This is a genomic window from Achromobacter arsenitoxydans SY8 (assembly GCF_000236785.1).
GTDB lineage: Bacteria > Pseudomonadota > Gammaproteobacteria > Burkholderiales > Burkholderiaceae_B > Achromobacter > Achromobacter arsenitoxydans.
Window position 1 is genome coordinate 305,611 of record NZ_AGUF01000055.1, and the last position, 23,765, is coordinate 329,375.

Sequence of the window (23,765 nt, forward strand, 5' to 3'; positions counted from 1 at the left end):
TCTCCTATGGTGCGGCGCCATATTAGCGCGGCTAGGGAGGCGACATGACTTGGTCTGAAAATGTCATCGCCGGCGCGTTGGCGCGCCAGACGTTCAACAGGAAGTACCTGGTTGTCGTGCCGAATTGCACCTGGACCGGGCATGAATGCGATCTGCTGGTGGTGACGGAGAACCTGCGGGTCATTGACGTCGAGATCAAGATCAGCCGGTCGGATCTGAAAGCCGATGCCAAGAAGGAAAAGTGGTGGCACCGCGAGCGCCTCGGCTATTGGCCGACCGTCACTGAGATGCGCTACAGCGATTGGTCGAACGATCTGCGGCCCGAGCGGATCTACCGGCCAGCGCGTTACAAGAGCACGCCCAAAGACTGGCCCCGCAAGGTCTGGAAGCACTATTACGCGCTGCCCAAAGAGATATGGCATCCGGATCTGCTCGCGGCGCTGCCCAGCGCCAAGAGCGGTGTCCTATTGTTGGACCGCGGCGGCTACCCCCGTCCGGTCGGCGACGCTATGCGGGTGGAATGTGTGCGCCGTGCCTCGCCGAACCGTGAGGCCACACCCGTCACTCCCGCCGCGGCCGTGGATATCGCGCGCTTGGCCAGCCTGCGCATGTGGGACGCGTTCGCGCGTCTTGAGCAGATGGGGGCCGCATGACAGATTTCGAGCAGCTGCCCGCGCCTTTGACACCGCCCGACTGCGACCTCCGCGATTTCGCCTTCATGCCATTGGATGTGGCGCGCCTACGTGACAGCGACCTGGCCATCCAGCTGGGGGCCGAAGAATTCCGCGCGGCCGTCCTGCTGTGGTGCGCAGCGTGGCACCAGGTGCCGGCGGCAAGCCTGCCGGACGACGACAAGGCACTTGCGGCACTTGCCGGGTACGGCCGCGTGGTGGCCGAGTGGCGCAAGAACCGCGAGGGGGCGCTGTACGGCTGGGTGAAATGCGACGACGGGCGCCTGTACCACCCCGTGGTGGCGGAGAAGGCTCGCGACGCTTGGCAAGCCAAGCATAAGCACGCCCATGACAAGCTGGTGGACCGTGTCCGGAAGGCCAACAAGCAGCGCGAGCAGCAGCAACTTTCACCCTGGATTGTTCCCTCGCTTGAGGACTGGATAGCCGCCGGACTTCCGCTGGAAAGCGAACTCTTTCCGGCGGAAAGTCTGACCGATTCCGGCGGAAGAATCCGGAAGAGCCAAAAGCAGCGCGCTGGAAATCCACCGGAAAACCCTCTTAAGGGACAGGGACAGGGAGAAGGAAATAAAAAAGATATAGCGGCAGCGGCGTCTCTCGCGGGCGCACGCGACCCTGCAGACGACCCGCCGCCGTCGGAAGCCCAATGGCTTGCCGCTCAGGAAGAGTGTGCGGCTGGCTATGCCAAGCTGCTGAACAGCCTGGAACAGGTGCGTGGCAAACGGTCGAAGTTTGTTAGCACCGACGCCCGGCTGATTGCCTGGGAGCGCCTGGGCTTGACCCGCGCGAAGCTGGTCGAGGCGTACCACCTGGCCGTGGCCGAGCGGGACGCGGCAGAAGACCAGAGCCCGGTGAACGCGGGGTTCCTGGACGTCTTCGTCGCCAAGGTGCTGAACCCGCCCGAAGGTCAAAGCGCCGCCGGCACCAGACCCGCCACCGGTGCTGGCCTTGCAGATCCGCTGGCCTGGGCGACTACGGCATCGGGCATCTCAGCCAAGGGCGCTGCGTTGGGCATTGTGCAGGACGAGGGCGAGCCGTTTCCCGCGTTCAAGCTCCGCGTCCATGCCGCTGCGAACCTTTCCGACCAGGACAAGGCCCGTTTGCGCGCCGATTTCGGGGTGCACGCATGACCGTTGCCGTCCAGTGCGTTTGCTGCGAGCGCTTCACCCTGCGCGAATCCACGAAGTTCGCCGAGCTGGGGCTGGGCCGCTGCGCCCTCATGGTCGACCGCCCCGGCAGTTTCGTCAGCCCGAACTACCCCCGGCAGTGCCCGGAATACCAACCCGCGCCGGAGGCAAAGGCCGCCGCGCGTATCGAATGGCTGCGCGTTCAGTGCAGCGAGGAAGCATGATGTTGGAACCGATCGTATTTACCGTCCCCGGCGTGCCCAAGGGAAAGGGCCGCGCGAAGTCCAGTTCGCGTATTGGCCGGGACCCGAAGACAGGCGCGGCGCGGGTGTTCACGCGCCACTACACACCGGAGGCAACCGCGGCATACGAAAGCCTGGTGAAGCTGGCCGCGGCCAAGGCTATGGCAGGGCGCGAAGCCTATACCGGGCCGATACGGTTGGAGCTGGACATCGTGATGCCGATTCCGCAGTCCTGGTCCGGCGTGCGTCAGCGCCGCGCTGCCGCCGGCGAGATTGCGCCCACCGTGAAGCCGGACGCCGACAACGTCGAGAAGGCCATCAAGGACGGCTTGAACGGCGTCGTGTACCGCGACGACGTCCAGGTCGTACAGGACAGCAAATCCAAAGCCTACGGCGCCGTGCCGGGCGTCAAGGTCGTGGTGACCTTTCTTGAACACCTGGAACCCGCCCAAGGAGCGAAAAAGCATGCGCCGTGAAGCCGGAACCTTTTCGTGCCCCGAGCACGCCATCGCGGTGGCCTACCTCATGCTGGCCTATCCCATCGAACCCAAGAACCCCACGCAGCTGATCTGCGAAGCGCTGCAGGATCGCTTCGACGTGAACTACGAGCGCAAGGCGCTGTCGGGGCTCACGCCGCACGACTGGCACGCGCAGGCCGTGTTTATCTCCAAGGTGCTGGGGCGCACGCTGGGGGATGGCGTTGGCTTCCACATCCTGCGGGCGCAGTATGGCGCCGGCGAAGAGGGCGCGGCCAGCGCACGGCGGGTATCGGAGTGGCTGAACCCCGACGCGCCGGCCGACAGTCCCATGCGCGAGCTGGTGGACCTGCTGGTGACGAACATTCTGCGCGGGCGGCCTCGAATCAGGGACCTGTCCGACCGCTTCGACCTACCGAAGTCGAATATTGGCCGGCTGTCGTCGGCCTATCGCGTGCTGGTAGAGGGCGCCCGCCGCGCGGCCTTGAATCGCCTGGACGTGCAGATGCGGGATGCGGATATTGTGGTGGACCTGGAGGGCGGTGCCACGCCCACCGCGCTTGACAATGTGGGACAAGATGAGCAGAATTCGCCCAGACTCGTAGCAAGTACGCCCTGAAGAAACGCCCCGGCCTTTTGGTCGGGGCGTTTTGCTATCGGCCGACGAGGTTGCAGTTCTGGCTTGCGAACTTCGCGCTGGCGCGCGACCGCTGCCCGGCGTCATCCAGCCACTGCCCGCCCAGGCTGAACACGTCCTTGAGGGCGAATTCGGATGCCGCCGAATAAATCCGGCCAAGCATGAAATCGGGGGATGGGCCCTCGAGGTTGTTGAGCACGCCCATTGGCACCGTGGTGTTGATATCGGCGGGGCTAATGCGCTTCTCCTGCATGTCCTGAATGAACTGTCGTCCTTGGGCCAGGCCGTAAGCGAAAAGCCTGCTTTGCTCGGCGCCGTTCTTTAGGTGCGCCGCAAGCACGCTACATTCAAACGCAGCCCATACGGCATGGCCGCGGGCCGCACGCGCCCGGGAATCCTCTTCAGCGGCCTGGGCGGTGGTGGCGATCAGGAGCGCGAACGCGGCAGTCATCCAGAACTTGCGCATGGCGAGATCCTTCGAGATTTGAAAGAAGACGGCGACGGCAAAGCGGCGGCAACCGCTTCGCCGACAGCCGACCCACGGGTAAAGGCCGTGAGCGACCCGAGGCCGTCCCACCTGTACAGGCGGGGGCTACGGTACCACACCTGCAAAGTCACTCATGGAAGAACTACGCTGCACGAGCTGCGGGCGCAAGCTCGCGGAATCGACCGGGTATGTCCGGCTCAACATCAAGTGTTCACGGTGCAAGACCGTGAATTCATTTTCGATGGCCCAGAGCGCCGAGAGCGCCCAGAGCCACAATCCAGCATGCCACCGAGCATCCAGCGATGAGGTAGGCAAGCATGGAGGCCAGCGGCCATAACACCGCGGCGCCGGCGCGAAAGCAGCCGGGCGCCAACGGTTTCAAGTACAAACCGCGCTTCGGCGTGATCGTGCTGTGCGATGACGAAAGTCATCAGCAGCGCGTGTTCGACGAGCTGCGCGCGCAGGGCTATCGCCTGAAGGTGGTAGCCGTATGAAAGTTTCCATTCAGCATCGGTGCGTCGACGCCGGCAGCTACCGCGCCGAGAGGGTGAAATCGCTTTTCAACGTCGATTCCGGCGCCGCGTTCGACCTGGACGTGGATCTGCCGATAGACGACGGCGATTGGCGCATTGGCGTTGTCGTTGGCCCATCGGGGTCGGGCAAGACCAGCATCGGCCGCGCCGTGGCCCCGCTGTACGCGCCGGCGTGGCCGGCGGACATGCCAATCATCGACGCGATCGCGCCCGCTGGCGCTTTCGACGAGGTGACGGCCGCGCTGTCTGCGGTCGGCCTGGGCAGCGTGCCCGCATGGCTGCGGCCCTATGGCGTTCTATCCAACGGTGAGCAGTTCCGCGCCAACCTGGCCCGCCTGGTCGTCGAAGCGCCGTCGCTGACCGTCATTGACGAGTTCAGTTCGGTGGTCGACCGGCAGATTGCGCGCGTCGGCGCGGGCGCTTTCGCCAAGGCGTGGCGCCGCACGGGTGGCCGCGTTGTGCTGCTGTCCTGCCACTATGACGTGCTGGATTGGCTACAACCCGATTGGGTGTTCGACACCGCCACCGGCCAGTTTGATCGGGGGGCGGTTCGACGCCGGCCCCGCCTGGACGTGGAAATCGAGCAGACCGACTGGCGCTGGTGGCCACATTTTGAGCCGCATCACTATCTGAAGCTGCCCAAGATGATCGCCGCCAGCAACTACGTCGCGTGGATCGGCGGCGAGCCGGTCGCACACCTGGCAGTCAGCACCAGGCCGGGCCTGGTAGAGGCCCGGGCGTGCCGCCTGGTAGTCATGCCGGAGTGGCAGGGCGCCGGCGTGGGCATGCGCTTCCTGAACGCCGTTTGCGCGGCCTGGCTGGCAGGACAGAACCGGTACGGCCTGCCGCTGCGGTCGCTATTCCATACCAGTCACCCGGGCCTCGCTGCGGCGTTGCGCCGAGACGCGCGGTGGACGCAGGTATCCGGCTCGCTGTATGGCGGCCAAAAGGCGCGCGCCGCGGCATCCCAGCTGCGGAGCGCGGAGCGCAAGGGCCGGACGACGGCGGGCAGCGGGTACGGTGGCCACTTCCGCGCCGTGCAGGGCTTCCGTTACCTGGGGGAGCCGACATGCGCGTGATGATCGTGGGCCAGAAGTGGCTGGGCGCGGCGTTGCTGCGCCAGTGCATCGCGGAGGGCCACCAGGTGTTGGCCGTCGCAGCGCCGCCCTCTGTGGGCGAAGAATACGACCGCCTCTACGCGACCGCGCAGCAGCTGGGGGTGCCGGCGCGCGCGGTGCGCGGCCGGCTTGTTGCGCAAGACGTCCCGCCCGGCTGCGACGTGCTGCTTGCAGCGCACGCCCATTGCTTCATCGACGCGGCAGCGCGGGCGCGGGCAAGGCACGGCGCGCTGGGTTACCACCCGTCGCTGTTGCCGCGCCACCGCGGGCGCGACGCCATACGGTGGGCCGTGCATATGCGCGAGGCTGTCACCGGCGGCACGCTGTATCGGATGGACGATGGCGCCGACACGGGCCCGATTGTCTCCCAGGACTGGTGCCACGTCCGGCCGGGGGACACCCCTGCAGCCCTTTGGCGCCGCGACCTGGCGCCGCTGGGCCTACGGCTGTTCTCCGAGGCGCTGGAGCGCCTGGCGCGCGGTCAGGAGTTGGCCGGGCTGGCACAAGATGAAGACCTGGCCAGCTGGGAGCCAGCATTCAGCGGTGCAAGGCTGGCAGACACATCAGGGTGATACGGCATGAAAGGAAGGCGGGGGCAGGCGGGGGTGCAACAGCGGCCGCGGCCGCCTGCCAATTGGCTGGCGCGCGCGGAGGCCGCCGGCGGCTTGCTGGCACCGGCGCCCGAGCTACTGGAATGGGCCGAGGGGGTGATACTCGACTCTGGCGGCCCCCTCCACAACCCAGACCACGCTCACCTGGTTGACGCTGATCTGGCGTTCCTGTGGGCGTCGTCAGGCTTCCTGAAGGCCGGGCGCGTGGTGCTGGGCCAGGCCGAGCAAGTGATGTTTCGCGCCGGAGGCTGGCAGAAAGCCCGCCAGGAACAGCAGATGATCGAGTGGTTCGGCCGCGTGCCCGCCTTCCTGATTACCCTTGCCGCAGACTACTGCGCGACCTGTAGCGACGCGGAATTCTGCGCGCTGGTGGAGCATGAGCTCTACCATATCGGACATGCATCTGATCCTTACGGCGCGCCTGCCTTCGACAAGCTCGGCCGGCCGAAGCTGCGCATCGTAGGGCACGACGTTGAGGAATTCTTGGGTGTTGTGGCCAAGTATGGGCCGTCGACAGATGTTCAGCGGCTGGCCGCCGCCGCCAGCGCCGCGCCGGCCGCGTCGCGGCTGGATATTGGGCGGGCTTGTGGATGTTGTTAAGCGGCGGGCTAGGGCGATCACCTGGTGGCGCGTATCTCGTCGATGATGGCCTTATTCAATTGATTGACCGCGGCGTCATACCCAGGCTGCAATCTTTCCAGGTTTTCAAAGTGCTCTCGTGACGCTTTCCCCGTGGCCTTGAAACTGCGCTCGAAGGCGAAAATCACGTCATTGATTGCCCCCCGAGCGGATAGGGTTGCCGTGTATGCGGGTTCGACCATTGGGAAGTACACCTTGATCAGCATCTCAATACGACCGAGATTGCTAGGACTCGATTTGAGTTCGTCGCGCAGGAGTTCGTGCGCATCGTCCGGCGTTAGCTTTCCTGCTAGGACGCGCCAATGAACTAAATGGTATTGGGTAACGTTCCTCTGCCACGCGTCCACCAGTTGATAGAGATCCTCCCCGCAGGTGCGCCGAAGCTCGCGCGCTAACTTCTCGCGGTCATGTTCGAGTTGAATTCTCAACCGACGCGTATGCCCCGAATTAGTCAACCACGCGCTGCCCGCCGCGATGATGCCGCCAAACGCGGCGCCTGCAAGGCTCACCCAGACGGTGTCCATAATTTTGTCTCCTCCGCCCAAAAACTTGGCTGCATCTAGGACCTTGCGCAATGACAACGCTTTCCGAACCAGCCAAGCGCTTCATTGTGCAAGCCTTGGCATGTTACGACACACCGTCGCAGGTTTCGGAAGCAGTCAGGGAGGAATTCGGCCTGGACGTCCCTCGCATGCAGGTCGCACAGTACGACCCGACGAAGGTCGCCGGCCAGAAACTGGCGAAGAAGTGGGCGGACCTGTTCGAAGCGACGCGCAAGCGCTTCCGGGAGGAGGTGGCCGAGATTCCCATCGCGGACCAGGCCTTCCGGCTTCGCGCCCTCGGCAAGATCTACGAACGGCATATCAGCCGGGGCAACGTCGTCGGCGCGGCCGGCGTGCTGGAGCAGGCCGCCAAGGAGGTGGGCGGCGCATTCACGAACAGGCGGGAGCACACGGGCGCCGGCGGCGGCCCCATAGAACAGAAAGCGGTGGTGGTCGATGGAAAAGAAGTCGCCGCCGCCGTCGCCGAGCTCAACCGCGACTATTGACCCCGCTGTCCTGCGCGCCACGGCAAAGGCCATGTGCGAGCAGGACCACCTGTTCTTCAGTCGGTATTTCTTCAAGCACCGCCAGGCCATCAAGTTCCGGGTCAACTGGCACCACGAACTGATCGCCGAGAAGGTGCAGGCGGTCATCGACGGCCGTATTAAGAACCTGGTCATCAACGTGCCCCCGGGCTCGTCGAAGACCGAGCTGGTCGCCATCAACCTGATGGCGCGCGGCCTGGCGCTGAACCCGCGCGCTCGGTTCCTGCACATCAGCTACTCCGACGATCTGGCGCTGCTGAACTCGCAGACGGCCAAGGAGCTGGTCCAGTCTGAGGAGTTCCAGGAACTGTGGCCGCTGAAGGTCGCCGCGGACGCGAAGAGCAAGAAACGCTGGAACATCGAGGTCAACGGCCGGAAGGCCGGCGGCGTCTACGCGGTGTCGCTTGGCGGCCAGATTACCGGCTTTCGCGCCGGCCACATGGCGGAAGGCTGGCAGGGCGCCATCGTCATCGACGATCCGCTCAAGGTCGGCGACGCCTACAGCAAGCCGCGCCGGGCCAAGGCAAACCGCGATCTGATCGCAACGGTGAAAAGCCGTCGGGCGAACCCCGACACGCCGATCATCGTGATCATGCAGCGCCTGGCGCAGGAGGATGTGACTGGCTTCATTGAGGCCGGGAACCTCGGGCCGGACTGGGAACAGGTCGTCATCCCGGCGCTCATCGACGACGCGTATGTGACCGGCTTGCCGGCCGAGCTGCAGGCGAAGGTCGACAGCAGCGCCCGGGATGAAAAGGGGCGGTTCAGCTACTGGCCCTACAAGGAGCCGCTGGCGGAGCTGCTCGCCATGGAGGCGGGCGCGGGCGCCGACAAGGAAGGCGGGCGCATCAGTCGCTACGTCTTCTCGGCGCAGTATCAGCAGCGCCCGGCGCCGCTAGGCGGCGATTTGATCCAGGGCGCCTGGTTCGGGCGGTACATCGTGGCGCCGAGGCTCACGGCCCGCAAGGTGTTCGCCGACACGGCCCAGAAAACGGCCGAACGGAATGACTACAGCGTTTTCGAATGCTGGGGCCTGGGTGACGACGGCAAGATCTACCTGCTGGACCTGCTGCGTGGGAAATGGCAGGCGCCGGAACTCAAGCGGCGCGCCGTGGACTTCTGGGTCAAGAACAAGCCGTTCAACCCGAAGCTGTCGGCGCCGCTGCGCCAGCTCGTCATCGAGGACAAGTCAAGCGGGACCGGTCTGATTCAGGACGTGGGCGCGGACGGCAAGATCCCCGTCAAGGGCGTGCAGCGCGACCGGGACAAGCTAACGCGGCTCATGGACGTGCAGAGCTACATCGAGGCGGGCCTGGTCTGCATCCCGGAAGAGGCGCCTTGGGTGGCCGACTTCGTGGCCGAGTGCGAGGCCTTCACGGCGGATGACACGCACGCGCACGACGATCAGGTCGACCCGATGGTCGATGCCATCAACGACATGCTCGCCACGGCGGGCAGCAACCTAGGGCGCTTCCAGGCGCTGGCAAGCAAATGATGAACGAAGACGGCTACCTCAGCGCGGTGCTGGGATCTGCGATGCTCGACGCAGGCGCCGCGGGCTTGAGTGGGCTGGATGACCTGGCGATGTACGCCGAGGGCGGCCTGCCGGCGCGCGTGGTGGACATGATCCCGGACACGGCGGTGTCGCGCGGCGTGGAAATCACGGGCGATGACCGCGTGCGCGGGGAGTTGGACCGCCTGAAGGCGCTGCCGGCGCTCGCCGACGCTTGGCGCTGGGCGCGTTTGACCGGAGGCGGGGCGATCGTGATCGTAGCCAAGGACGGGCGCTCTCTGCGTGAGCCGCTGGACCTGGAAGGGTTGGTGCAGCTGCTGGAGCTGAAGGTGTTCACCCTGGACGACGTGTCGGCGACCGAGAAGCGTTATTCCGACCCGAACGAGGCCAACTATGGCATGCCGGAACTTTACCGCGTGCGCACCCAGGCCGCCGGCGTGCCCTCCGCCGAATTCCTGGTCCACGAAAGCCGGCTGATCGAGGTTCCAGGGGATCCGCTGCCGGCGAAGCTCAACCGCAAAGGAATCCCCTGGGCGGGGCGGCCCGCCGTCACCCGGGCCTTTCGCGCGATTCGACGCTACGGCGAAGGTCTGCGCTGGTCGCTGCGCCTGTTGGAGAAAAAGCAGCAGGCAGTGCACAAGATGAAAGGCCTGGCTGAAGCGATCGAGGCGCAGCTGGAGGATGTGGTTCGAAAGCGCGTGGAAATGGTCGATGCCGTCCGCAACGCGCTCAATGGCGTGGCCGTGGACTCCGAGGATGATTACCAGGTCCTGAGTACGGACATGAGCGGGGTGAAGGACGCGCTGGCGGAGTTCCAGGTCGCGGTGGCCTCGGAAAGCGGGTACCCGGTGACTTCGCTTTTTGGGCGGTCTGCCGCGGGGTTGAACGCCACAGGGGACGGCGACCTCGAGGGCTTTTACAACACTGTGGCCATGGGCCGCGAAGTGAAGATCAACCCCGCCCTTGAGCGCGTGGTGTCGTTGATACGCGCGCAGAGGGGCCTGGAACGCCAAGGCAAGGGCCAGGGAGAGGCCTGGTCCATCTCCTGGCCGGCCCTCAAACCAGCCACGGCGAAGGAGACGGCGGAAGTCCGGAAGGTCAACGCCGAAGCTGAAGCCCGGGAAATGGACGCGCTGAGCGCGGCGGTGGACAACGGTCTGAGCCCGGAGCAGGCGTTTGCGTACATGAAGGAGAACGGGCGCTATGGCCTCATCCCCAATCCCAGCGGCCAGTCGGCGAAGTCGTACGCCGCGGAAACCTAAGCAATGGCGGTTTCCCCTGGGCAACGAGCGCGACTACATGCGCGCGTTGCGCACGCTGGCGGAGGCGACCATCCTGGCCGTCGAACGCCACGTGCTGCCGGTTCTGCCTCGCGTGTTGCGCGAGGACGATCTTCGCAACACGCCCGCAGGCGACGACGGGTGGTTTGAGTCACTGCGCCGTGCCTTCATGGAAGCGCTGGGCGCCGCGGCTGTCGATGACGGGAACGCGCAGGGCCTTGCGGCGATGGTCGCCCAGCGGGTCGAGAAGTACAACAAGGAGCAGTACCACAGGCTGCTGCGCCGCGCGTACGGTGTCGACGTGTTCAAGGCCGAACCTGGCTTGGCTAAGGTACTGCGCCCGTGGGAATCCGAAAACATCGGTCTGATCAAGTCCATTCCTGAGCAGTATCTGGACACTCTCCACGGGCGCGTGGTGGCGGCGGTGCGCAAAGGTACGTCCCTGCGCGACATGTCCCGAGAAGTTCGGCAGACCTACGATCTGCCACGCAAGCGCGCCGAGCTGATCGCCCGGGACCAGATCGGCAAGCTGAACGGGGATCTTACCGAGTACCGGCAGACCAACATCGGCGTCAAGAAATACCGCTGGCGCGGCGTGCTGGACGAGCGTGAGCGCGACGAGCACATTGCGCGCGAGGGGCAAGAATTCGAATGGGACAAGCCGCCGCCCGACGGGCACCCGGGCAAGCCGATCCGCTGCCGGTGTTGGGCTGAGGCGGTCTTGCCCGCGCTAGATGACCTGGACGGGCTGATAGTCCACTGAGGATAGAACCATGGTTATGCGATACGACCGGGCGCCTTTGAAGGCCACCCGCACAGACGAGGGCTACCTCGTTGATACGCCGGTGCTGACCCGCACGGGCGTTTTCGAATACCGCGATGGCGGAGGGAGAACCCGGCGCGAGTACCGGCCCCCTGATGAAGTTTTCAACGCCGATTCCATGGCCAGCCTGCGCGGCAAGCCGGTCACGGACGGCCACCCGGGCAAGGTGACCGCCAAGAACGTGCGTCAGCATATCGTCGGGACCGCGCTTTCCGGGGGGCGCCAGGACGGCGATGACATGGTTGGAGATATCCACATCTTCGACACCGCTCCGGTGGACGCGGGAAACAAGGAATTGTCGCTCGGCTACGAGCTCGAGCTGGACGAAACGCCCGGCGTCTCGCCCAACGGTGAGCGCTACGACGCCGTCCAGCGAAACATCCGATACAACCACCTGGCGGTGGTGAAACGTGGCCGCGCCGGCAACGCGCGGCTCAACCTTGACGCGGCAGACGCCGTAACGAAAACCGAAGAGGAAAATGACATGAGCATGGTCAAGATCCGCCTCGATTCCGGCCTGTCGTATGACGCCGCGCCGGAAGTCGAGCAGGAGTTGAACCGCCTGCGTACCGAGCTGAAGGCAACCACTGCCAAGGTGGACACCGAAGCCGCGCGGGCAGACAGTGAAAAGGCGCGTGCCGACGCGGCTGAGGCGGGCATCGCCAAGGCCCGCGAGGATGCGCAGGGCGCGGCCTTGGCGCGTGTGAAGCTGGAAGCCACCGCCGCCCAGCATAAGGTGGAATTCAAGGCGGGCACTGCCGACCGCGTGCTGCGCGAGGGCGTCATCAAGGCCATCCGCGGCGATTCCTTCGACATGGCTGGCAAGTCCGACGGCTACGTGGAGGCGGCCTTTGACCTGGCCGTCAACGACGCCCAGGCCCGCCAGGATGCCGTCGCGAATCAGCGCCGCGAGCTGGGCGGTGGCCAAAAGCCGGCGCCCACCGGCAAGGAACGCGCTGACGGCGTCGAGCCGCCGACCTCGGCCCGCTCGGCCCGCCAATCCTATCTTTCGAACCTGAAGCAAGGAGGCGAATAATGCCCCCCGTTTATGACGACCGCATGGACGTTGCCTACGCCGGCATGAAGGCGGACCTTGGCTACGACGACGTTGAAACTTGCGCCGCCGCCGGCGCCATCCCGCCGGGCGTGATCGTGGGCGACACGACGAACGAGCGCATCGTTGCAGGGCCTGGCTCCCGCATCCGCGGCCTGGCCCTGCACACGCACACCATCCCCCGCGACGGCGGCTACCGCGAGTTCGACGCCGTCAGCGTGCTGCGCGTGCGCCGCGGCTGGGCGCTGGTCACCAGCGGCGGCGCCGTCACCAAGGACGGCCCGGTGAAGTGCGCGGCCGACGGCACGGTGTCGGACGCCGGCGCCACGGCGGTGCCGAATGCCGTCTTCCGCTCGGGCGTGGTCGACGTGGCCGGCGGCAAGATCGCGCTGATCGAACTGCACGCGCCGTTCGCGCAAGCCCCCGCTACTCCCTAATCGTCCGCGACGACTGATCAACCCAAGGCCCCGGAGGGGCCTTTTTCATTGGGAAAACCATGGACCAACACGAGCATTACGACGAGGCCGATCTGCCGGCCGTCAAGAAGATTGTCGTGGCGCTGGCTGGCATGCGCGAGGATGAAGGCCTCTTCACCGCTCGCCAGCTGGACTACGTCAAGACGCGCACGTACGACAAGAAGCTGCCGCCGATGGTCGGTCTGCAATTGGTGCCGATTTCCACCGAAGTGCCCGAGTGGGCCGAGACCTTCACGTACTTCATGTACGACGAGGTCGGCATGGCGAAGATCGTGGCGAACTATGCCGACGATCTGCCGCGCGCCGATGTCAAGGGCGAAGAGAAGGTCGCCCAGATCAAGAACATCGGCGACTCCTACGGCTACAGCGTGATGGAACTGCGCGCGGCGGCGGCCAACCGTACCGACCTGCCCACACGCAAGTCGATGGCGGCCCGCAAGGCTGTCGAGATCAAGTTGAACCAGATGGCGCTGATCGGCGACACCAAATATGGCCTGTACGGCCTGGTGAATCACCCCAACGTCCCGCTGGTGGTCGGCCTGCATGGCGATTGGCTGAATCCAACGACGACCGCTGATCAGATCCTGGCCGACCTGGACATGATTTACGACGGGGTGGTCAACCAGTCCAAGGACGTGCACACGCCCACACGCGTCGTCATGTCGACGGACCACCGCAGCCGCATCTTTTCGCTCCGCGTGCCTGACACCAACGGCAAAACGGTGGGGCAGTTCTTCCAGGACAAGCATCCGGGCCTGCAGATCATGGGCGCGGCTGAATTCAAGGGCGCGGGCGCCGGCGGCAAAGATCTGATCCTGGCCTACGAATACAGCGAGGAAAACCTGGCCATGGAGCTGCCCATGCCGTTCAACCAGCTGGCCGCGCAGGCGCGTGGCCTCGAGCTGGTGGTTCCCTGCCTGGCGCGTGCCGGTGGGGTGGTCGTTTATTACCCGCTGTCGCTGGCGAAGGGGGAAATCTGATGCCTTACTACACCAACACCACCAAGGCCGTGATCAACATCGGCGGCCATACCGTGATCGCGCCGACCAAGTCGGCCCAGGTCGATCCGGAAACGCGCGGCGTTCAGGACCTGATCAAGCGCGGCATGCTGGTCGAGGCAGAAGTGCCGGCCGACGGCCGACCGGCCGGCAAGAAGCGCGGGCAGGCCAGCAACGGCACCGCCGACGAGAAGGAGCCGTCGACGGTCGTGGAACTGAAGAAGTGGCTCGATGGCCAGGGCGCGCAGTACGACGCGTCCGCCAACAAGGCCGAGCTGCAGGGGCTGTACGAGGCCTTGAAGGCCAGCGCGGAGCAGTAGCCATGGCGGCCACTGTCGACGATCTGGACTTTCTGGCGCCGGCGGTGGCTTCCATGCCGAGTTCCGACAAGGACCGGGCCCTGGCCATGGCCGCCGAGTACCGGCCCCTGTGCCTACCCAGCAAAAAGCAGGACGAGGCCCAGCTTTGGTACGCCGCCTGGCTGCTCTACCAGATCAAGCAGCAACGGTCGGCCGAGGCAGACGGAGTCCTGGTGCGGCCAGGGATTGTCAGCGAGAAGGAAGGCGACCTGCAGCGCACGTACGGCAAGGTGGAGGGTGCCGCCGATCCGGCGGGGTTCTATGAGAGGTACGAACGCCTGGCGCGCGTCTGCCGGGTGGGCGCGGCCACCGTGAGGAGTACGCCGCGTGTCTGTTAAATCCATCGACAAGGGCCTGGGCGAGCAGGTGCGCCTGGCCAAGGCGATCAACGGGCGGGGCGTGAAGTTCGGGATCCAGGCGGGCGCCGGAAAGGACCCCGAATCCGGCGCGGACCTGCTCGATATCGCGATTTTTAACGAATTCGGAACAGAGCGTGTTCCGGCACGGCCGGCCATGCGCGACTTTGCTGAGAAGAACGCCGATGTCCTCGGCCAGGCCATGGGCCGGATGGCCGAAGCCCTTCAAGACGGGCGCCTGGATATCGATGCCGCGCTGGGCCAGCTGGGCACGTTCGCCGAAAAGCATCAGAAAGCGCACGTGCAGCAGTCGAAGAAGTGGGCGGAGCCCAATGCCCCCGCCACGGTCAAGAAGAAAGGCAGCGATGTGCCTCTGATCGATGACGGCTTGATGGTTGGCGCTATCCGATACGAAAAGGTCTAGGAAATGAGCTTCCGTAAGCCGCATGTGGTCCGTACGCGAGAGCCTGGGCAGCACGTTCGAGGTCGGTGGGCGGAAGGCGCCCAGGGGCCGGATCTGACGATCAGCGCTTCGGTTCAGCCCGCGAAGGCGGGCGACTACGACCTGCTGCAGGCTCATGCCGAAGGGCGGCGTGTGCGCGCCGCCGTGCGCATTTATACCAACGCGCAAATGAATGTCGCGGGTCAGGATTGGCGCAACGGGGACCGCCTGGTGTGGGGCGCCGGCCCGATGGCCGGCGAGTATCTCCTCGTGGGCGTGGCGCCTTGGCAGTCGGGGGTGATTCCGCATTTTCGATATCTGGCCGTCCTGCTGGCGGACGCAGAGCAGTAGTACGCCCGAGAGTTCCCCGGCTGCCTGGACCGGGGCCGGACGGGGCAAAACGTCCGGAAGGACTCACCAGGCCCGGCTGGGCGTTCCAGGCTACCGGGGAGGGCAGTGCCGAGTCGGCGCGAGCGCGCGTAGATGTCCCATCGGCCCGAAATTTAGGAGGTGTAGGGATGGATCCACAGGACGCAATCTTCGAATTGATCGAGGCGGCCGCCGGCGGGGTGCTGGTGGTCTTCGCGGATGAAAACGGGCCTCGTCCGCGCCCGCCCTACATCGCGCTGGCGGTCCGCTGGGATCAAGCCAGCAGCGTCGAAGCGGGCCCAGTCTTGGATGACGGCATGCAGTCTGTGCGCCAGCACGATGACGCCTCGGTGGAGCTGCAGGCCTACGGGCCCTCCGCATTTGAACGCCTGGGCGAGTTGGGGCTCAAGCTGAGGCACGCGCTTTATGAGGAGCGCGCCGAGGCACTTGGCCTGGCCGTCTTCGAGATAGGGCGTCTTCAAAACATCCCGGTCCTGCGTGACGCTGTGCGCTATGAGCGCCGCGGCGTATTGGAGCTGGGCATCCGGTACGCCCGCTCTTTCGCCGCGCCCGTTGGCCGGGTGGACGCCGTCAAAGTGGAATTCAGTGCGTCCGGGGGCGCGACGGATCTGCCCGAAACTTCTTTCACAGTGACAGCAACGCCCGCGCCTTAGTGCGCCTGTCCCTCGCCATCCAGCCGCCTGTGGGCGGTTTTTCTTTTGGAGCCGCAAATGGCAAACATCGATCGGATCGTCAATGTGGCGATCTCCCTGAGCACCACGGCCATCAAGGAGCAGAACTTCTCCGATGTCCTGGTGCTGGGCGCCCACTCCGTGGCCGTCAACCGCATCCTGGTGGTCACCGAAGCGTCGGAACTGCTGGAGTTGGGCGTCAGCCAATCCGACCCGCTTTACGTCGCTGTCCGGGACGCGTTCAAGCAGATTCCCACGGTACAACGCGTCTTTGTGGGGCGCCGCCATGTGGAGACTTCGCGCGTCACCGTCACGCGCGCGAGCATGTCCGCATACGGCGTGAACCTGCAGTGGCGCGCGGCCGACGGAAGTGTCCAATCCGCGCAGGTGAGTTTTTCCGGCTTGGCCGACAGCACCACTACCACCATCGCCGCTGGCCTGGTGGCGGCCATCGCGGCGACCGCTGCACCGGTCGAAGCTACCGCTGTCGGCGCCGAAGTGTCCATTACGGCGAACGCCGCCGACGCGGCGGTCGCGGTGTCTGTAAAGGGCAACCTTTCGATTTCGATTCCGACCAGTTCCGAGACACCAACGGCAGCGCTCACCGCATGCCGCCGGGAAAGCGCGGACTGGTACGGCGTTGCGCTGGCCAGCCGCGTGGAAGCAGACGTGCTGGATGCCGCAGAGTGGGTGGAATCGAACGGCTGCCTGTTCGGCGTGTCCAGTGCCCAGGCGGGCATCATTGACGCCGCAATTGATACGGATGTCGCATCCAAGTGCCAGCAAAAGCAGTACTTCCGCACGCACGTCTGGTTCCACAGCAAAGCGGCAAGCGAAGCGCTGGAATCGGCTGTGATGGCCAACCGCTTTACCTACTACCCCGGGGGCGAAACGTGGGCTAATGCCCGGCTGTCGGGGATCACCTACGACAACCTGGCCGAGGGCCAAGCCCTCGCCGCGCATGCCAAGAACGCCAACACGTTTGAGCAGATGCGGAACTTCGCCATCACGCAGAACGGCAAGGTCGCGGCGGGCGAATGGATTGACGTGATCCGTGGACGAGACTGGCTGGCGGAGCAGATCAAGATCAACGTCGCCACGCAAATGATCAATGCCGACGGCAAAGTCCCGTACACCGACGACGGCATTCAGATCATCGTCAATGGCGTACGCCAGGCGCTGCTGCTGGGCCAGGCGCGGGGCTTGATCGCACCGGACGAGATCGACAGCGCAGGCATCCGGATCCCGGGCTTTGTCATTTCCGCGCCGCGCTCTATGGACATTTCCGCCAACGACAAGGCCAACCGGATCCTGCGCGACCTGAAGTTCAGCGCGCGCCTGGCCGGTGCCATCCACGTTGCCGAGATCAAGGGCAACCTGACCTACCAACAAATCTAACGGAGCCACCATGTCCGTGAAAACTTACGCACCTGGCCAGATCAAGATCGTGATGGGCGCCATCGCCTTGAGCGGCCTGGCCGAAGACACTTTCGTGACGGTGTCCGAGATCGGGGAGGGAATTTCCTCCGTCTCCGGCGCCGACGGCGAAGTCGCGCGATCGATGTCGCGCGATTCGCGCCTTCGCATCGTGGTGACGCTGCTGCAGACCAGCGCCAGCAACGCACTGCTGACGGCCCTGCATCAAGCCGACAAGTCCACCGACGGCCTTGGAGCCGTTCCGGTGGCGGTTACCGACCTGCGCGGAAAGTCGCTTCACGCGGCCGACTCCGCCTGGGTCGTCAAGACGCCGGACGCCGGCTACGCCGCGAAGGTTGGCAACCGCGAATGGGTCATCGAAACCGGGCAATCCATCAACGTCGTTGGGGGTAATAGCTGATGAGCCGCAATCTCAAGGTGCTGATTGGCACCACCACGTTTCACATCACCAGGTTCGACGCCTTCCGGCAGCTGGAGTTGCTGGGTGACCTGCAGAAGGAAGTTCTGCCCGCCGCCGGAGCCCTGCTGTCGGCGGTGTTCAGCGCGGACGGCGCTCAGGAGCGCGACGAGCAGGCGATGCGACTGGCGCTTCAGGACCTTTCGGCGCGCCTGGGCGGCGCCGCGATGAAAGCGTGGTCCGAAAAGTTGATCGATGCCGAACTGGTGAGCTTCGAACTGGCGGGCCGCGACCCGCAGAAACTGACCGCGGCGCATCGGGGCCTGGCCTTCGAGGACTTCTCCCAGATCCTGGAGCTGTTGTTTCACATCCTCAAGCACAACTTCGCCGGCCCTTTCGTTCAATGGGCCGGCCGCTTTGGTCCGGTCCGCGAGAAGCTGGCGACGCTGTCGGGAAGTTTGATCCCGCCTTCGAGCGAGAGCTGATCGTCTGGCGTCCCGTGCTGGCGGGGCACGTCAGCCTGGACGCCGTGCGCCGTGCCGACGTCGACCTGCTGGACATCATGAAGCTGAATGCACTGATGGACGCCCAGGACGCGGCGCGGGCACACGCAAGTAGGAAGAACACGCAATGACCATAGTCCGTGAGCTGGTCACCCTCCTGCGCTATCAGGTGGATGAATCGGGCCTAAAGCGGTACCAGGAAACGTACCAGGCAACCCAAGACTCTCTGCAGAAGGCCAGCACGAAGACCGTGCAGGCCATGCGCCAGGCGCTGACTGGGTCGGTCTATCAGCCCGGTGCATGGGGATCGCGCGCCGCGGGGCCGCGGTCGCCGGTGGCGCCGCCGGTCGGCGGACCGTTGCCAGCGCCGCAACCACTGGCGGTGCGCGCCGGAGCGGCCGCCGGTGCCGCAGGCGTGGGCAGGCCTGCGGCGTTCCCCGTTGACGTTGGGGAAAGCCGCGCCAGGATCGGGCAAGTTCAGGCCGCCTACGGCGCGCTCATGGCGCGCGCGCGGGTTGGCATGCGCACTGTCCGTGAGGCCGGGATTGGCGCATGGGAGGGCGTCCGCCTGGCCATCCAAGACGCTCGCGGCGCGCAAGACGGTTTCAATCGCAACGTTGCACGCGGTGCGCGGCTTGCCCGCGAGCAGGCGGGCGCGTTCAGCGGCTTGCGGGGCGTCCTGAGCGCTGTCTTCGGCGTGTCGATCCTTCACCGAATTTCGGGGGATATCGACGCGTGGGGGCAATTGGAAGCCCGTATGCGTCAGGTCACCGCGTCGGCACAGGAATACGGGGAGGTGGATCAGGACCTGGCGCGGATTTCCCGCCTGACGTACAAGGCCTACGCCGACAATGCAGAGCTGTTCGTGCGCACCAGGCGGACGATGTCCGACCTGGGCAAGTCCACCCAGGACACGGTTGATGTGACGGAGGGGCTGTCGCTGGGCATGGCACTGTCCAGCACCAAAGTCCAGGACCAGGAATCGGTCATTTCTGCCCTGACGGCCGCCATCATGCAGGGCAAGCTGGGAATGGAGCAATACGCCACGCTGATGCGCGCGGCGCCCCGCCTGCAGGTGGCCCTGGCCGATGGCCTCGGCACGACCACCGACAAGCTGCTCGAGCAGGTGAAGGCCGGCAAGGTTACAACGGACCAGTTCTTGCCGGCGCTGCAAACTCAGCTCGCAAAAATGCGGGTTGAGGCCGAATCCATGCCGGTCACGATCGCGGATGCGATGACGGTGTGGAGCGACGCCTTCCAGCGCTTCTTTGGCCAAATGGCGCTCGGGAAGGCGGCGGTGGGTGGGGTGACGAAGAGCATCGAGTTGCTGGCCGATAACATCGGCGCCGTCGTCAAGCTGCTGGCGCTCGTAGGGGCTGCCTGGGGGTTGGTCCGGCTGCGCAACTGGATGGCCTTGGCGACCGTCCAGTCCGGCGGCCTGATCCGCTCAATGGTCACGGCCACTCGGACAGCCATCGGCCTGGACAGCGCAATGGCCCTGCGACGCGGGCCGGCCGGTGCGCTGCGCATGCTGACCTTGTGGAATCGTTCGCTGGCGCCCCTCCTGCGCATGGCAGCGATCCTGTATTCCATCTACCTGCTGGTGGATGACATCGGTGTGTGGTTCCGGGGCGGCGATTCGGTTTTCGGCGACCTGATCGGGCCGGTCGGAGAATGGAAGGGGGAGATCGAAGCGGTCAAGAACTTCCTCGTCCAGATCAAGGACATGCTGGGCGGGGCGGGGCAGGCGCTGGGGCCGTGGGTCACCAAGTGGGGCACTATCGCTGTCTTGCTCTATGGGGTATGGGCAATTCTTTCGCCGATTCGCGGGCTGATCACCTTTCTGGCCTTGCGCGCGGTGCCGATGCTGTGGGCTGCGTTCGCCGCGCACCCGGTAGGTCGCATCATCAGCCTCGTCCTGGGCGGCCTACTGCTGGTATGGCAGAACTGGGACCGCATCAGCAAGTTCTTTGGTGAAACCTGGGACGCGTTCAAGAAGAAGGGGAAGGAGGCGCTCGACGGCCTTCTGGGCTTCTTCGATGACATCGGCGGGCGGATGATCGCGAAGATCCAGGAAATCGGCAGCGCGATTGGGAAGTGGATCACCGACAAGGTGGAGGCGGCCGCAAAGGTGCTGAAAGACCTGCTCCCCGGAAAAATGCTGACCGATGACCAGAAGGCGCTCATGACCGGCCCGCGTGGCGCTCTGGGCGCGCTGCCTCAATGGCAGGCGTTCGCATATGGTGCGGGCATTCCTTCCGTGTCGGCCGGCACCGCACTTCGAGCGGGCGCGGGCGGGCTCGGTGGCCTGGGCCAGGTCGATATTCACAACGAAGTCACGGTCAATGCGCCGGGCGCCGACCCCAACGCCGTCGCAGGCGCCACCAGGCGCGGCATGGAAAGCACGCAGCGCCGCAGCATTGATCAGATGGCGCGCATTCTCGGTACTCCCACAGGGGTCGAAGTTGCGCCGTAAAGGGGGTGTGCGATGAGCTTTGTTTCGATGTTGTTCGGTTGGGGGGCGGCAGCAGCATCGGCGTCATTCCGCTCGATGCGCTCATTACCGAGGCGACTGAGCTGGAAAGCCAGGCCACCAGCTACGCGGTGGAGGAGGGGCCTCCCGTGACGGACCACATTGCGCAAGAGTCTGAACGTCTGCAGATGGACGGCTGGGTGACTGCGGCCGAGGCGTCCCTGCTGGGGGGAGTAGGTGGGCAGCGGACAAGCGGGGCGAACTCGCTGGGCACGGGGCGCCAGAAGCTGATTAGTGCCAAGGCGGCGCTGCGCAAGATCCACGCCGACCGGCTGCCCATCACCATCACGACTGGCCTTGACGTGTACGTGGACTTTGCAATGACCCGGTGCTCGATCGGGCGCTCCAATGACGCGGGCGACCGCTTCTCTATCACGGCCGAATTCCGAAAGATCCGGAAGGTGGCGTTGCGACAGGGGGATATCCCGCCCGAGAAGACCAGCGGCACCGCTTCCGGTAAGGCCGGAGGTACAAAGACCAACGCCGGCAAGACAAACGGGGCCGAGCCAACGCCGCGCGAGCAATCGGAGCTGAAGGGCAAGGTTGGGTCGATTTTCCAGAGGTAGCCCAATGCTGAAAATTCCCGTTATCGATTCCAACGACAGCCTCATCGAGGTCGAGCTGGATGGGCTGACCTATTTTTTCCAGGTGTCCTGGAACAGCGAAGCCGAACAGTGGACGCTTTCAATCGAAAACGCCTACAACGAAGTAATTGTCTCGGGCATCGCCGTCGTACCGGACCGGCCACTACTGGCCTGGTACCGCCATTTGGCCGTGCCTCCGGGCGAGCTGGTCGCCTTGGCCCCGGACAGGCGCAACACTATCAGCCGCGAGGCGCTGCCCGCCGGCCAGGTGGCACTTATCTATGTGGAGTCGGCGGAGGTAGCTGATGGCGCGGTTTGATCGTGTGTACCGGCTGCTGGTGGGCAAGCCGAACCAGCAGGGGGTGGAAATTGTTCAGCCCATGCGCATTACCTTCGACGTCACCAAGGACGCCGCCGAAGAGCCGAACGAGCATGTGATCCGCGTCTACAACCTGGCCGAGCCCACGCGCCGCGCGCTCGAAGAGCCTGGGCTCATGTGCGTCCTGTATGCGGGATACGCGGAAGAGGACGGGCCGCTGTTGCTGGCGGCCGGCAGTGTGGTCTTCGCCTATACCAAGTTCGAACAGCCGGATGTGGTGACCGAGTTGATTGTGAAAGACGGCTACGCGGAGGTGCGAGACACGGCGGTTTCTATCGGCCTCGGACCAGGCGCTCAGGCGTCATCCATCATTCAGAACATAGCGCGCCAGATGGGCCTCTCCTTGGTTATGGCCGATGATGTGCCGGATCGGCGCTGGCAGCAGGGGTTTTCGTTCTATGGCGCCGCGCGCACCGCGCTGCACAAGGTGACCCAGGGGACCGGCCTGGAGTGGTCGATTCAAAACCAGCAATTGCAGGTCATCGCACGCAAAGGCACGACGCGCCGGCGCGCCGTGGTGCTGGCCGCGGATACCGGACTGTTGGGGTACCCGGAGCGGACGCGCGAGGCGGCGCGGGAAAAGGCCAAGGTAAGGGACAAGACGACCGGCGACGACGTGAACCTTGTCAGCGCGCGGCAGCAGCGGGACGGCTGGCGTGTCACGTCCTTGCTATTGCCCACGCTGAACCCGGGCGATTTGGTGAAGCTGGAAAGCCGCACGGTCGAGGCGTTCCTTCGAATTGAAGCGCTGCGCAGCACGGGCGATAGCGCGGGCGGGGATTGGCAGACTGAGCTCGAACTGGTCGACAGGTACGCGCCGCCCAAAAAGAAGGCAGATTCATGAACGGCAACCCGATTGCAGTGCTTAGGGCGCTGATCGCCAGCGAGCTGGCCGAGGTATACACCACGCTGCCCGGGGTGGTGGTGTCCTACGACGGCAAGTCCATCACCGCTCGGCCGGCGCTGGCAAAGCGCCTGGCCAACGGCGAAGTACTGCGCGCCCCTCAAATCGTCCGCGTGCCGGTCTGCTGGCCCGTGGGAGACGTGAACGGTGCAGAGGCCCTGATCTCGGTACCGCTCAAGGCGGGTGACGCGGTCAAGCTGTCCTTTTCTGCACGCGCGCTGGAAAACTGGCTCGCGGGCAGCGACGGCCCGCCAGACGATCCTCGGCAGTTCGACCTATCCGATGCGTTCGCGACGCCGGTGATGCGACCCGGCACCGTGGCGGCCGACACGGAGAATGTCAGCATCCAGTACGGACCGGGCACCCTGAAGCTCTCGCCCGAAGGGCACCTGACCATGAACGTGCGGACGTGGGAGGTCAACATGGATGAGGGAACCTTCAACGGGCCGCTGACCGTCAATGGTCTGCTGACCTATACCCAGGGCATGCATGGTTCCAGAGGTGCCGGCGGCGGTGGCGCGACCATCACCATCGAAGGGGATGTGAACTTCCGCAACGGCTCGCTGACCCACAACGGCAAGGATGTTGGCAGCACGCACAAACATCCTTATGCCGGCGGCACAACCGAGGAGCCTATCTGATGAGCCTGGACCTTGCACTTTCCATGGATGGCGACCTCGCCTTGGACTTGATGGGCGCTACTCGCCTGGTTGGGGGCGCGGAACGCGTCCGCCAGCAGATCGGGATCACCCTCCGCGTGCTCTTGGGTGAATGGTTTCTCGACACTTCCTTCGGCGTGCCGTATTTCGAAGACATCCTGGTCAAGAACCCCGACCGGGCTTCCATCGAGGCTGTGCTCCGCGCGCGCATAGTGGACGTCCCCAGCGTGACTGCCGTCCAGCGCCTTGGCCTGGAAGTCGATCGCGCCGCGCGCGCGCTTCGCGTGACGTTCGAAGCCGAGACAACGGAAGGCCTGGCTGACGGAATCGTGACGCTCGGCATGCCCTAAATTCAGAAAAT

34 protein-coding genes are annotated in these 23,765 nt (G+C 65.1%); 32 read left to right on the plus strand and 2 right to left on the minus strand.

Annotated elements, in window-relative coordinates; translation table 11 throughout:
* Positions 1–44: 44 nt before the first annotated feature.
* Genes KYC_RS17105 through KYC_RS17125 form a run of 5 tightly spaced genes read left to right on the plus strand, consistent with a single transcriptional unit; the run spans position 45 to position 3,153 of the window.
* The gene (locus KYC_RS17105) at positions 45–653 is read left to right on the plus strand and encodes a hypothetical protein (protein ID WP_008164615.1); all 609 of its coding nucleotides are present in this window, start codon (positions 45–47) and stop codon (positions 651–653) included.
* Positions 650–1,819: a DUF1376 domain-containing protein gene (locus KYC_RS17110; protein WP_008164616.1), complete on the plus strand. Its 1,170-nt coding sequence runs from the start codon at positions 650–652 to the stop codon at positions 1,817–1,819. The genes KYC_RS17105 and KYC_RS17110 overlap by 4 nt, the downstream gene beginning before the upstream one ends.
* Positions 1,816–2,040 (plus strand): hypothetical protein, encoded by a 225-nt coding sequence (locus KYC_RS17115; protein ID WP_008164617.1) that lies wholly within the window; start codon positions 1,816–1,818, stop codon positions 2,038–2,040. The genes KYC_RS17110 and KYC_RS17115 overlap by 4 nt, the downstream gene beginning before the upstream one ends.
* A complete protein-coding gene (locus KYC_RS17120) occupies positions 2,037–2,534 on the plus strand; it encodes a RusA family crossover junction endodeoxyribonuclease (RefSeq protein WP_008164618.1) in 498 nt (165 codons plus the stop codon). Before KYC_RS17115 ends, KYC_RS17120 begins: the two co-directional genes overlap by 4 nt.
* Complete coding sequence (locus tag KYC_RS17125; RefSeq protein WP_008164620.1) at positions 2,524–3,153, plus strand: hypothetical protein; 630 nt, start codon at positions 2,524–2,526, stop codon at positions 3,151–3,153. The genes KYC_RS17120 and KYC_RS17125 overlap by 11 nt, the downstream gene beginning before the upstream one ends.
* A 34-nt stretch (positions 3,154–3,187) precedes the next feature.
* Here the strand turns inward: KYC_RS17125 and KYC_RS17130 are convergent, their stop codons facing one another.
* Entirely contained in the window at positions 3,188–3,637 is a 450-nt protein-coding gene (locus tag KYC_RS17130) for a hypothetical protein (RefSeq protein WP_008164622.1), read from the minus strand.
* Positions 3,638–3,791: 154 nt separating this feature from the next.
* On the opposite strand from KYC_RS17130, the gene KYC_RS28855 reads away from it, so the two are divergent.
* Genes KYC_RS28855 through KYC_RS17145 form a run of 5 tightly spaced genes read left to right on the plus strand, consistent with a single transcriptional unit; the run spans position 3,792 to position 6,520 of the window.
* A complete protein-coding gene (locus KYC_RS28855) occupies positions 3,792–3,995 on the plus strand; it encodes a Com family DNA-binding transcriptional regulator (protein WP_081478054.1) in 204 nt (67 codons plus the stop codon).
* Positions 3,976–4,152 carry a hypothetical protein gene (locus KYC_RS29680; protein WP_008164624.1) on the plus strand — a complete coding sequence of 59 codons (177 nt, stop codon included), beginning with the start codon at positions 3,976–3,978 and terminating at the stop codon, positions 4,150–4,152. The genes KYC_RS28855 and KYC_RS29680 overlap by 20 nt, the downstream gene beginning before the upstream one ends.
* Positions 4,149–5,270: a GNAT family N-acetyltransferase gene (locus KYC_RS17135; protein WP_008164625.1), complete on the plus strand. Its 1,122-nt coding sequence runs from the start codon at positions 4,149–4,151 to the stop codon at positions 5,268–5,270. Before KYC_RS29680 ends, KYC_RS17135 begins: the two co-directional genes overlap by 4 nt.
* The gene (locus KYC_RS17140; protein WP_008164626.1) at positions 5,261–5,881 is read left to right on the plus strand and encodes a formyltransferase family protein; all 621 of its coding nucleotides are present in this window, start codon (positions 5,261–5,263) and stop codon (positions 5,879–5,881) included. Before KYC_RS17135 ends, KYC_RS17140 begins: the two co-directional genes overlap by 10 nt.
* A gap of 6 nt (positions 5,882–5,887) precedes the next feature.
* Positions 5,888–6,520, plus strand: coding sequence for a putative metallopeptidase (locus KYC_RS17145; protein WP_050814899.1), 633 nt, complete (start codon positions 5,888–5,890; stop codon positions 6,518–6,520).
* A gap of 17 nt (positions 6,521–6,537) precedes the next feature.
* Here KYC_RS17145 and KYC_RS17150 read toward each other — a convergent pair whose 3' ends face one another.
* Entirely contained in the window at positions 6,538–7,083 is a 546-nt protein-coding gene (locus KYC_RS17150) for a hypothetical protein (protein ID WP_008164628.1), read from the minus strand.
* 50 nt (positions 7,084–7,133) lie between these two features.
* Between KYC_RS17150 and KYC_RS17155 the strand changes: the two genes are divergently transcribed.
* The 22 genes from KYC_RS17155 to KYC_RS17255 all read left to right on the plus strand — a co-directional run bounded on the left by KYC_RS17155 (position 7,134) and on the right by KYC_RS17255 (position 23,754).
* Positions 7,134–7,607, plus strand: a complete 474-nt coding sequence (locus KYC_RS17155; RefSeq protein WP_043518701.1) for a DUF2280 domain-containing protein — start codon at positions 7,134–7,136, stop codon at positions 7,605–7,607.
* On the plus strand, positions 7,558–9,141 hold the full coding sequence (gene terL / locus KYC_RS17160; RefSeq protein WP_043518703.1) for a phage terminase large subunit: 1,584 nt from the start codon (positions 7,558–7,560) through the stop codon (positions 9,139–9,141). The genes KYC_RS17155 and terL overlap by 50 nt, the downstream gene beginning before the upstream one ends.
* Entirely contained in the window at positions 9,138–10,421 is a 1,284-nt protein-coding gene (locus tag KYC_RS17165) for a phage portal protein (protein WP_238531948.1), read from the plus strand. Before terL ends, KYC_RS17165 begins: the two co-directional genes overlap by 4 nt.
* A 37-nt stretch (positions 10,422–10,458) precedes the next feature.
* Positions 10,459–11,202: a phage head morphogenesis protein gene (locus KYC_RS17170; protein WP_008164632.1), complete on the plus strand. Its 744-nt coding sequence runs from the start codon at positions 10,459–10,461 to the stop codon at positions 11,200–11,202.
* Positions 11,203–11,218: 16 nt separating this feature from the next.
* The gene (locus KYC_RS17175) at positions 11,219–12,298 is read left to right on the plus strand and encodes a DUF2213 domain-containing protein (RefSeq protein WP_008164633.1); all 1,080 of its coding nucleotides are present in this window, start codon (positions 11,219–11,221) and stop codon (positions 12,296–12,298) included.
* Positions 12,298–12,753, plus strand: a complete 456-nt coding sequence (locus KYC_RS17180; protein ID WP_008164634.1) for a structural cement protein Gp24 — start codon at positions 12,298–12,300, stop codon at positions 12,751–12,753. Before KYC_RS17175 ends, KYC_RS17180 begins: the two co-directional genes overlap by 1 nt.
* Positions 12,754–12,812: 59 nt before the next feature.
* The gene (locus tag KYC_RS17185; RefSeq protein WP_008164640.1) at positions 12,813–13,772 is read left to right on the plus strand and encodes a DUF2184 domain-containing protein; all 960 of its coding nucleotides are present in this window, start codon (positions 12,813–12,815) and stop codon (positions 13,770–13,772) included.
* Positions 13,772–14,110 carry a hypothetical protein gene (locus KYC_RS17190; protein ID WP_008164642.1) on the plus strand — a complete coding sequence of 113 codons (339 nt, stop codon included), beginning with the start codon at positions 13,772–13,774 and terminating at the stop codon, positions 14,108–14,110. Before KYC_RS17185 ends, KYC_RS17190 begins: the two co-directional genes overlap by 1 nt.
* 2 nt (positions 14,111–14,112) lie before the next feature.
* Positions 14,113–14,487 (plus strand): DUF4054 domain-containing protein, encoded by a 375-nt coding sequence (locus tag KYC_RS17195; protein ID WP_008164644.1) that lies wholly within the window; start codon positions 14,113–14,115, stop codon positions 14,485–14,487.
* The gene (locus KYC_RS17200) at positions 14,477–14,929 is read left to right on the plus strand and encodes a hypothetical protein (RefSeq protein ID WP_008164647.1); all 453 of its coding nucleotides are present in this window, start codon (positions 14,477–14,479) and stop codon (positions 14,927–14,929) included. The genes KYC_RS17195 and KYC_RS17200 overlap by 11 nt, the downstream gene beginning before the upstream one ends.
* Positions 14,930–14,932: 3 nt before the next feature.
* Complete coding sequence (locus KYC_RS17205; RefSeq protein ID WP_008164652.1) at positions 14,933–15,298, plus strand: hypothetical protein; 366 nt, start codon at positions 14,933–14,935, stop codon at positions 15,296–15,298.
* 167 nt (positions 15,299–15,465) lie between these two features.
* A complete protein-coding gene (locus KYC_RS17210; protein WP_008164653.1) occupies positions 15,466–15,990 on the plus strand; it encodes a phage neck terminator protein in 525 nt (174 codons plus the stop codon).
* A gap of 57 nt (positions 15,991–16,047) precedes the next feature.
* Complete coding sequence (locus KYC_RS17215) at positions 16,048–17,406, plus strand: DUF3383 family protein (RefSeq protein WP_008164654.1); 1,359 nt, start codon at positions 16,048–16,050, stop codon at positions 17,404–17,406.
* A gap of 10 nt (positions 17,407–17,416) precedes the next feature.
* Complete coding sequence (locus KYC_RS17220; protein WP_008164655.1) at positions 17,417–17,845, plus strand: phage structural protein; 429 nt, start codon at positions 17,417–17,419, stop codon at positions 17,843–17,845.
* On the plus strand, positions 17,845–18,327 hold the full coding sequence (locus KYC_RS17225) for a phage tail assembly chaperone (RefSeq protein WP_008164656.1): 483 nt from the start codon (positions 17,845–17,847) through the stop codon (positions 18,325–18,327). Before KYC_RS17220 ends, KYC_RS17225 begins: the two co-directional genes overlap by 1 nt.
* 14 nt (positions 18,328–18,341) lie before the next feature.
* On the plus strand, positions 18,342–18,476 hold the full coding sequence (locus tag KYC_RS30070) for a hypothetical protein (RefSeq protein ID WP_008164657.1): 135 nt from the start codon (positions 18,342–18,344) through the stop codon (positions 18,474–18,476).
* Complete coding sequence (locus KYC_RS17230) at positions 18,473–20,821, plus strand: tape measure protein (protein ID WP_008164658.1); 2,349 nt, start codon at positions 18,473–18,475, stop codon at positions 20,819–20,821. Before KYC_RS30070 ends, KYC_RS17230 begins: the two co-directional genes overlap by 4 nt.
* Before the next feature lie 5 nt (positions 20,822–20,826).
* On the plus strand, positions 20,827–21,444 hold the full coding sequence (locus tag KYC_RS17235) for a phage baseplate protein (protein ID WP_238531949.1): 618 nt from the start codon (positions 20,827–20,829) through the stop codon (positions 21,442–21,444).
* 4 nt (positions 21,445–21,448) lie between these two features.
* Positions 21,449–21,781: a phage baseplate plug family protein gene (locus KYC_RS17240; protein WP_008164660.1), complete on the plus strand. Its 333-nt coding sequence runs from the start codon at positions 21,449–21,451 to the stop codon at positions 21,779–21,781.
* Positions 21,768–22,685, plus strand: coding sequence for a phage protein (locus KYC_RS17245; RefSeq protein ID WP_008164661.1), 918 nt, complete (start codon positions 21,768–21,770; stop codon positions 22,683–22,685). Before KYC_RS17240 ends, KYC_RS17245 begins: the two co-directional genes overlap by 14 nt.
* Positions 22,682–23,386 carry a Gp138 family membrane-puncturing spike protein gene (locus KYC_RS17250; protein WP_008164662.1) on the plus strand — a complete coding sequence of 235 codons (705 nt, stop codon included), beginning with the start codon at positions 22,682–22,684 and terminating at the stop codon, positions 23,384–23,386. The genes KYC_RS17245 and KYC_RS17250 overlap by 4 nt, the downstream gene beginning before the upstream one ends.
* On the plus strand, positions 23,386–23,754 hold the full coding sequence (locus KYC_RS17255) for a contractile injection system sheath initiator (protein WP_008164663.1): 369 nt from the start codon (positions 23,386–23,388) through the stop codon (positions 23,752–23,754). Before KYC_RS17250 ends, KYC_RS17255 begins: the two co-directional genes overlap by 1 nt.
* The last annotated feature ends 11 nt before the right edge of the window (positions 23,755–23,765 follow it).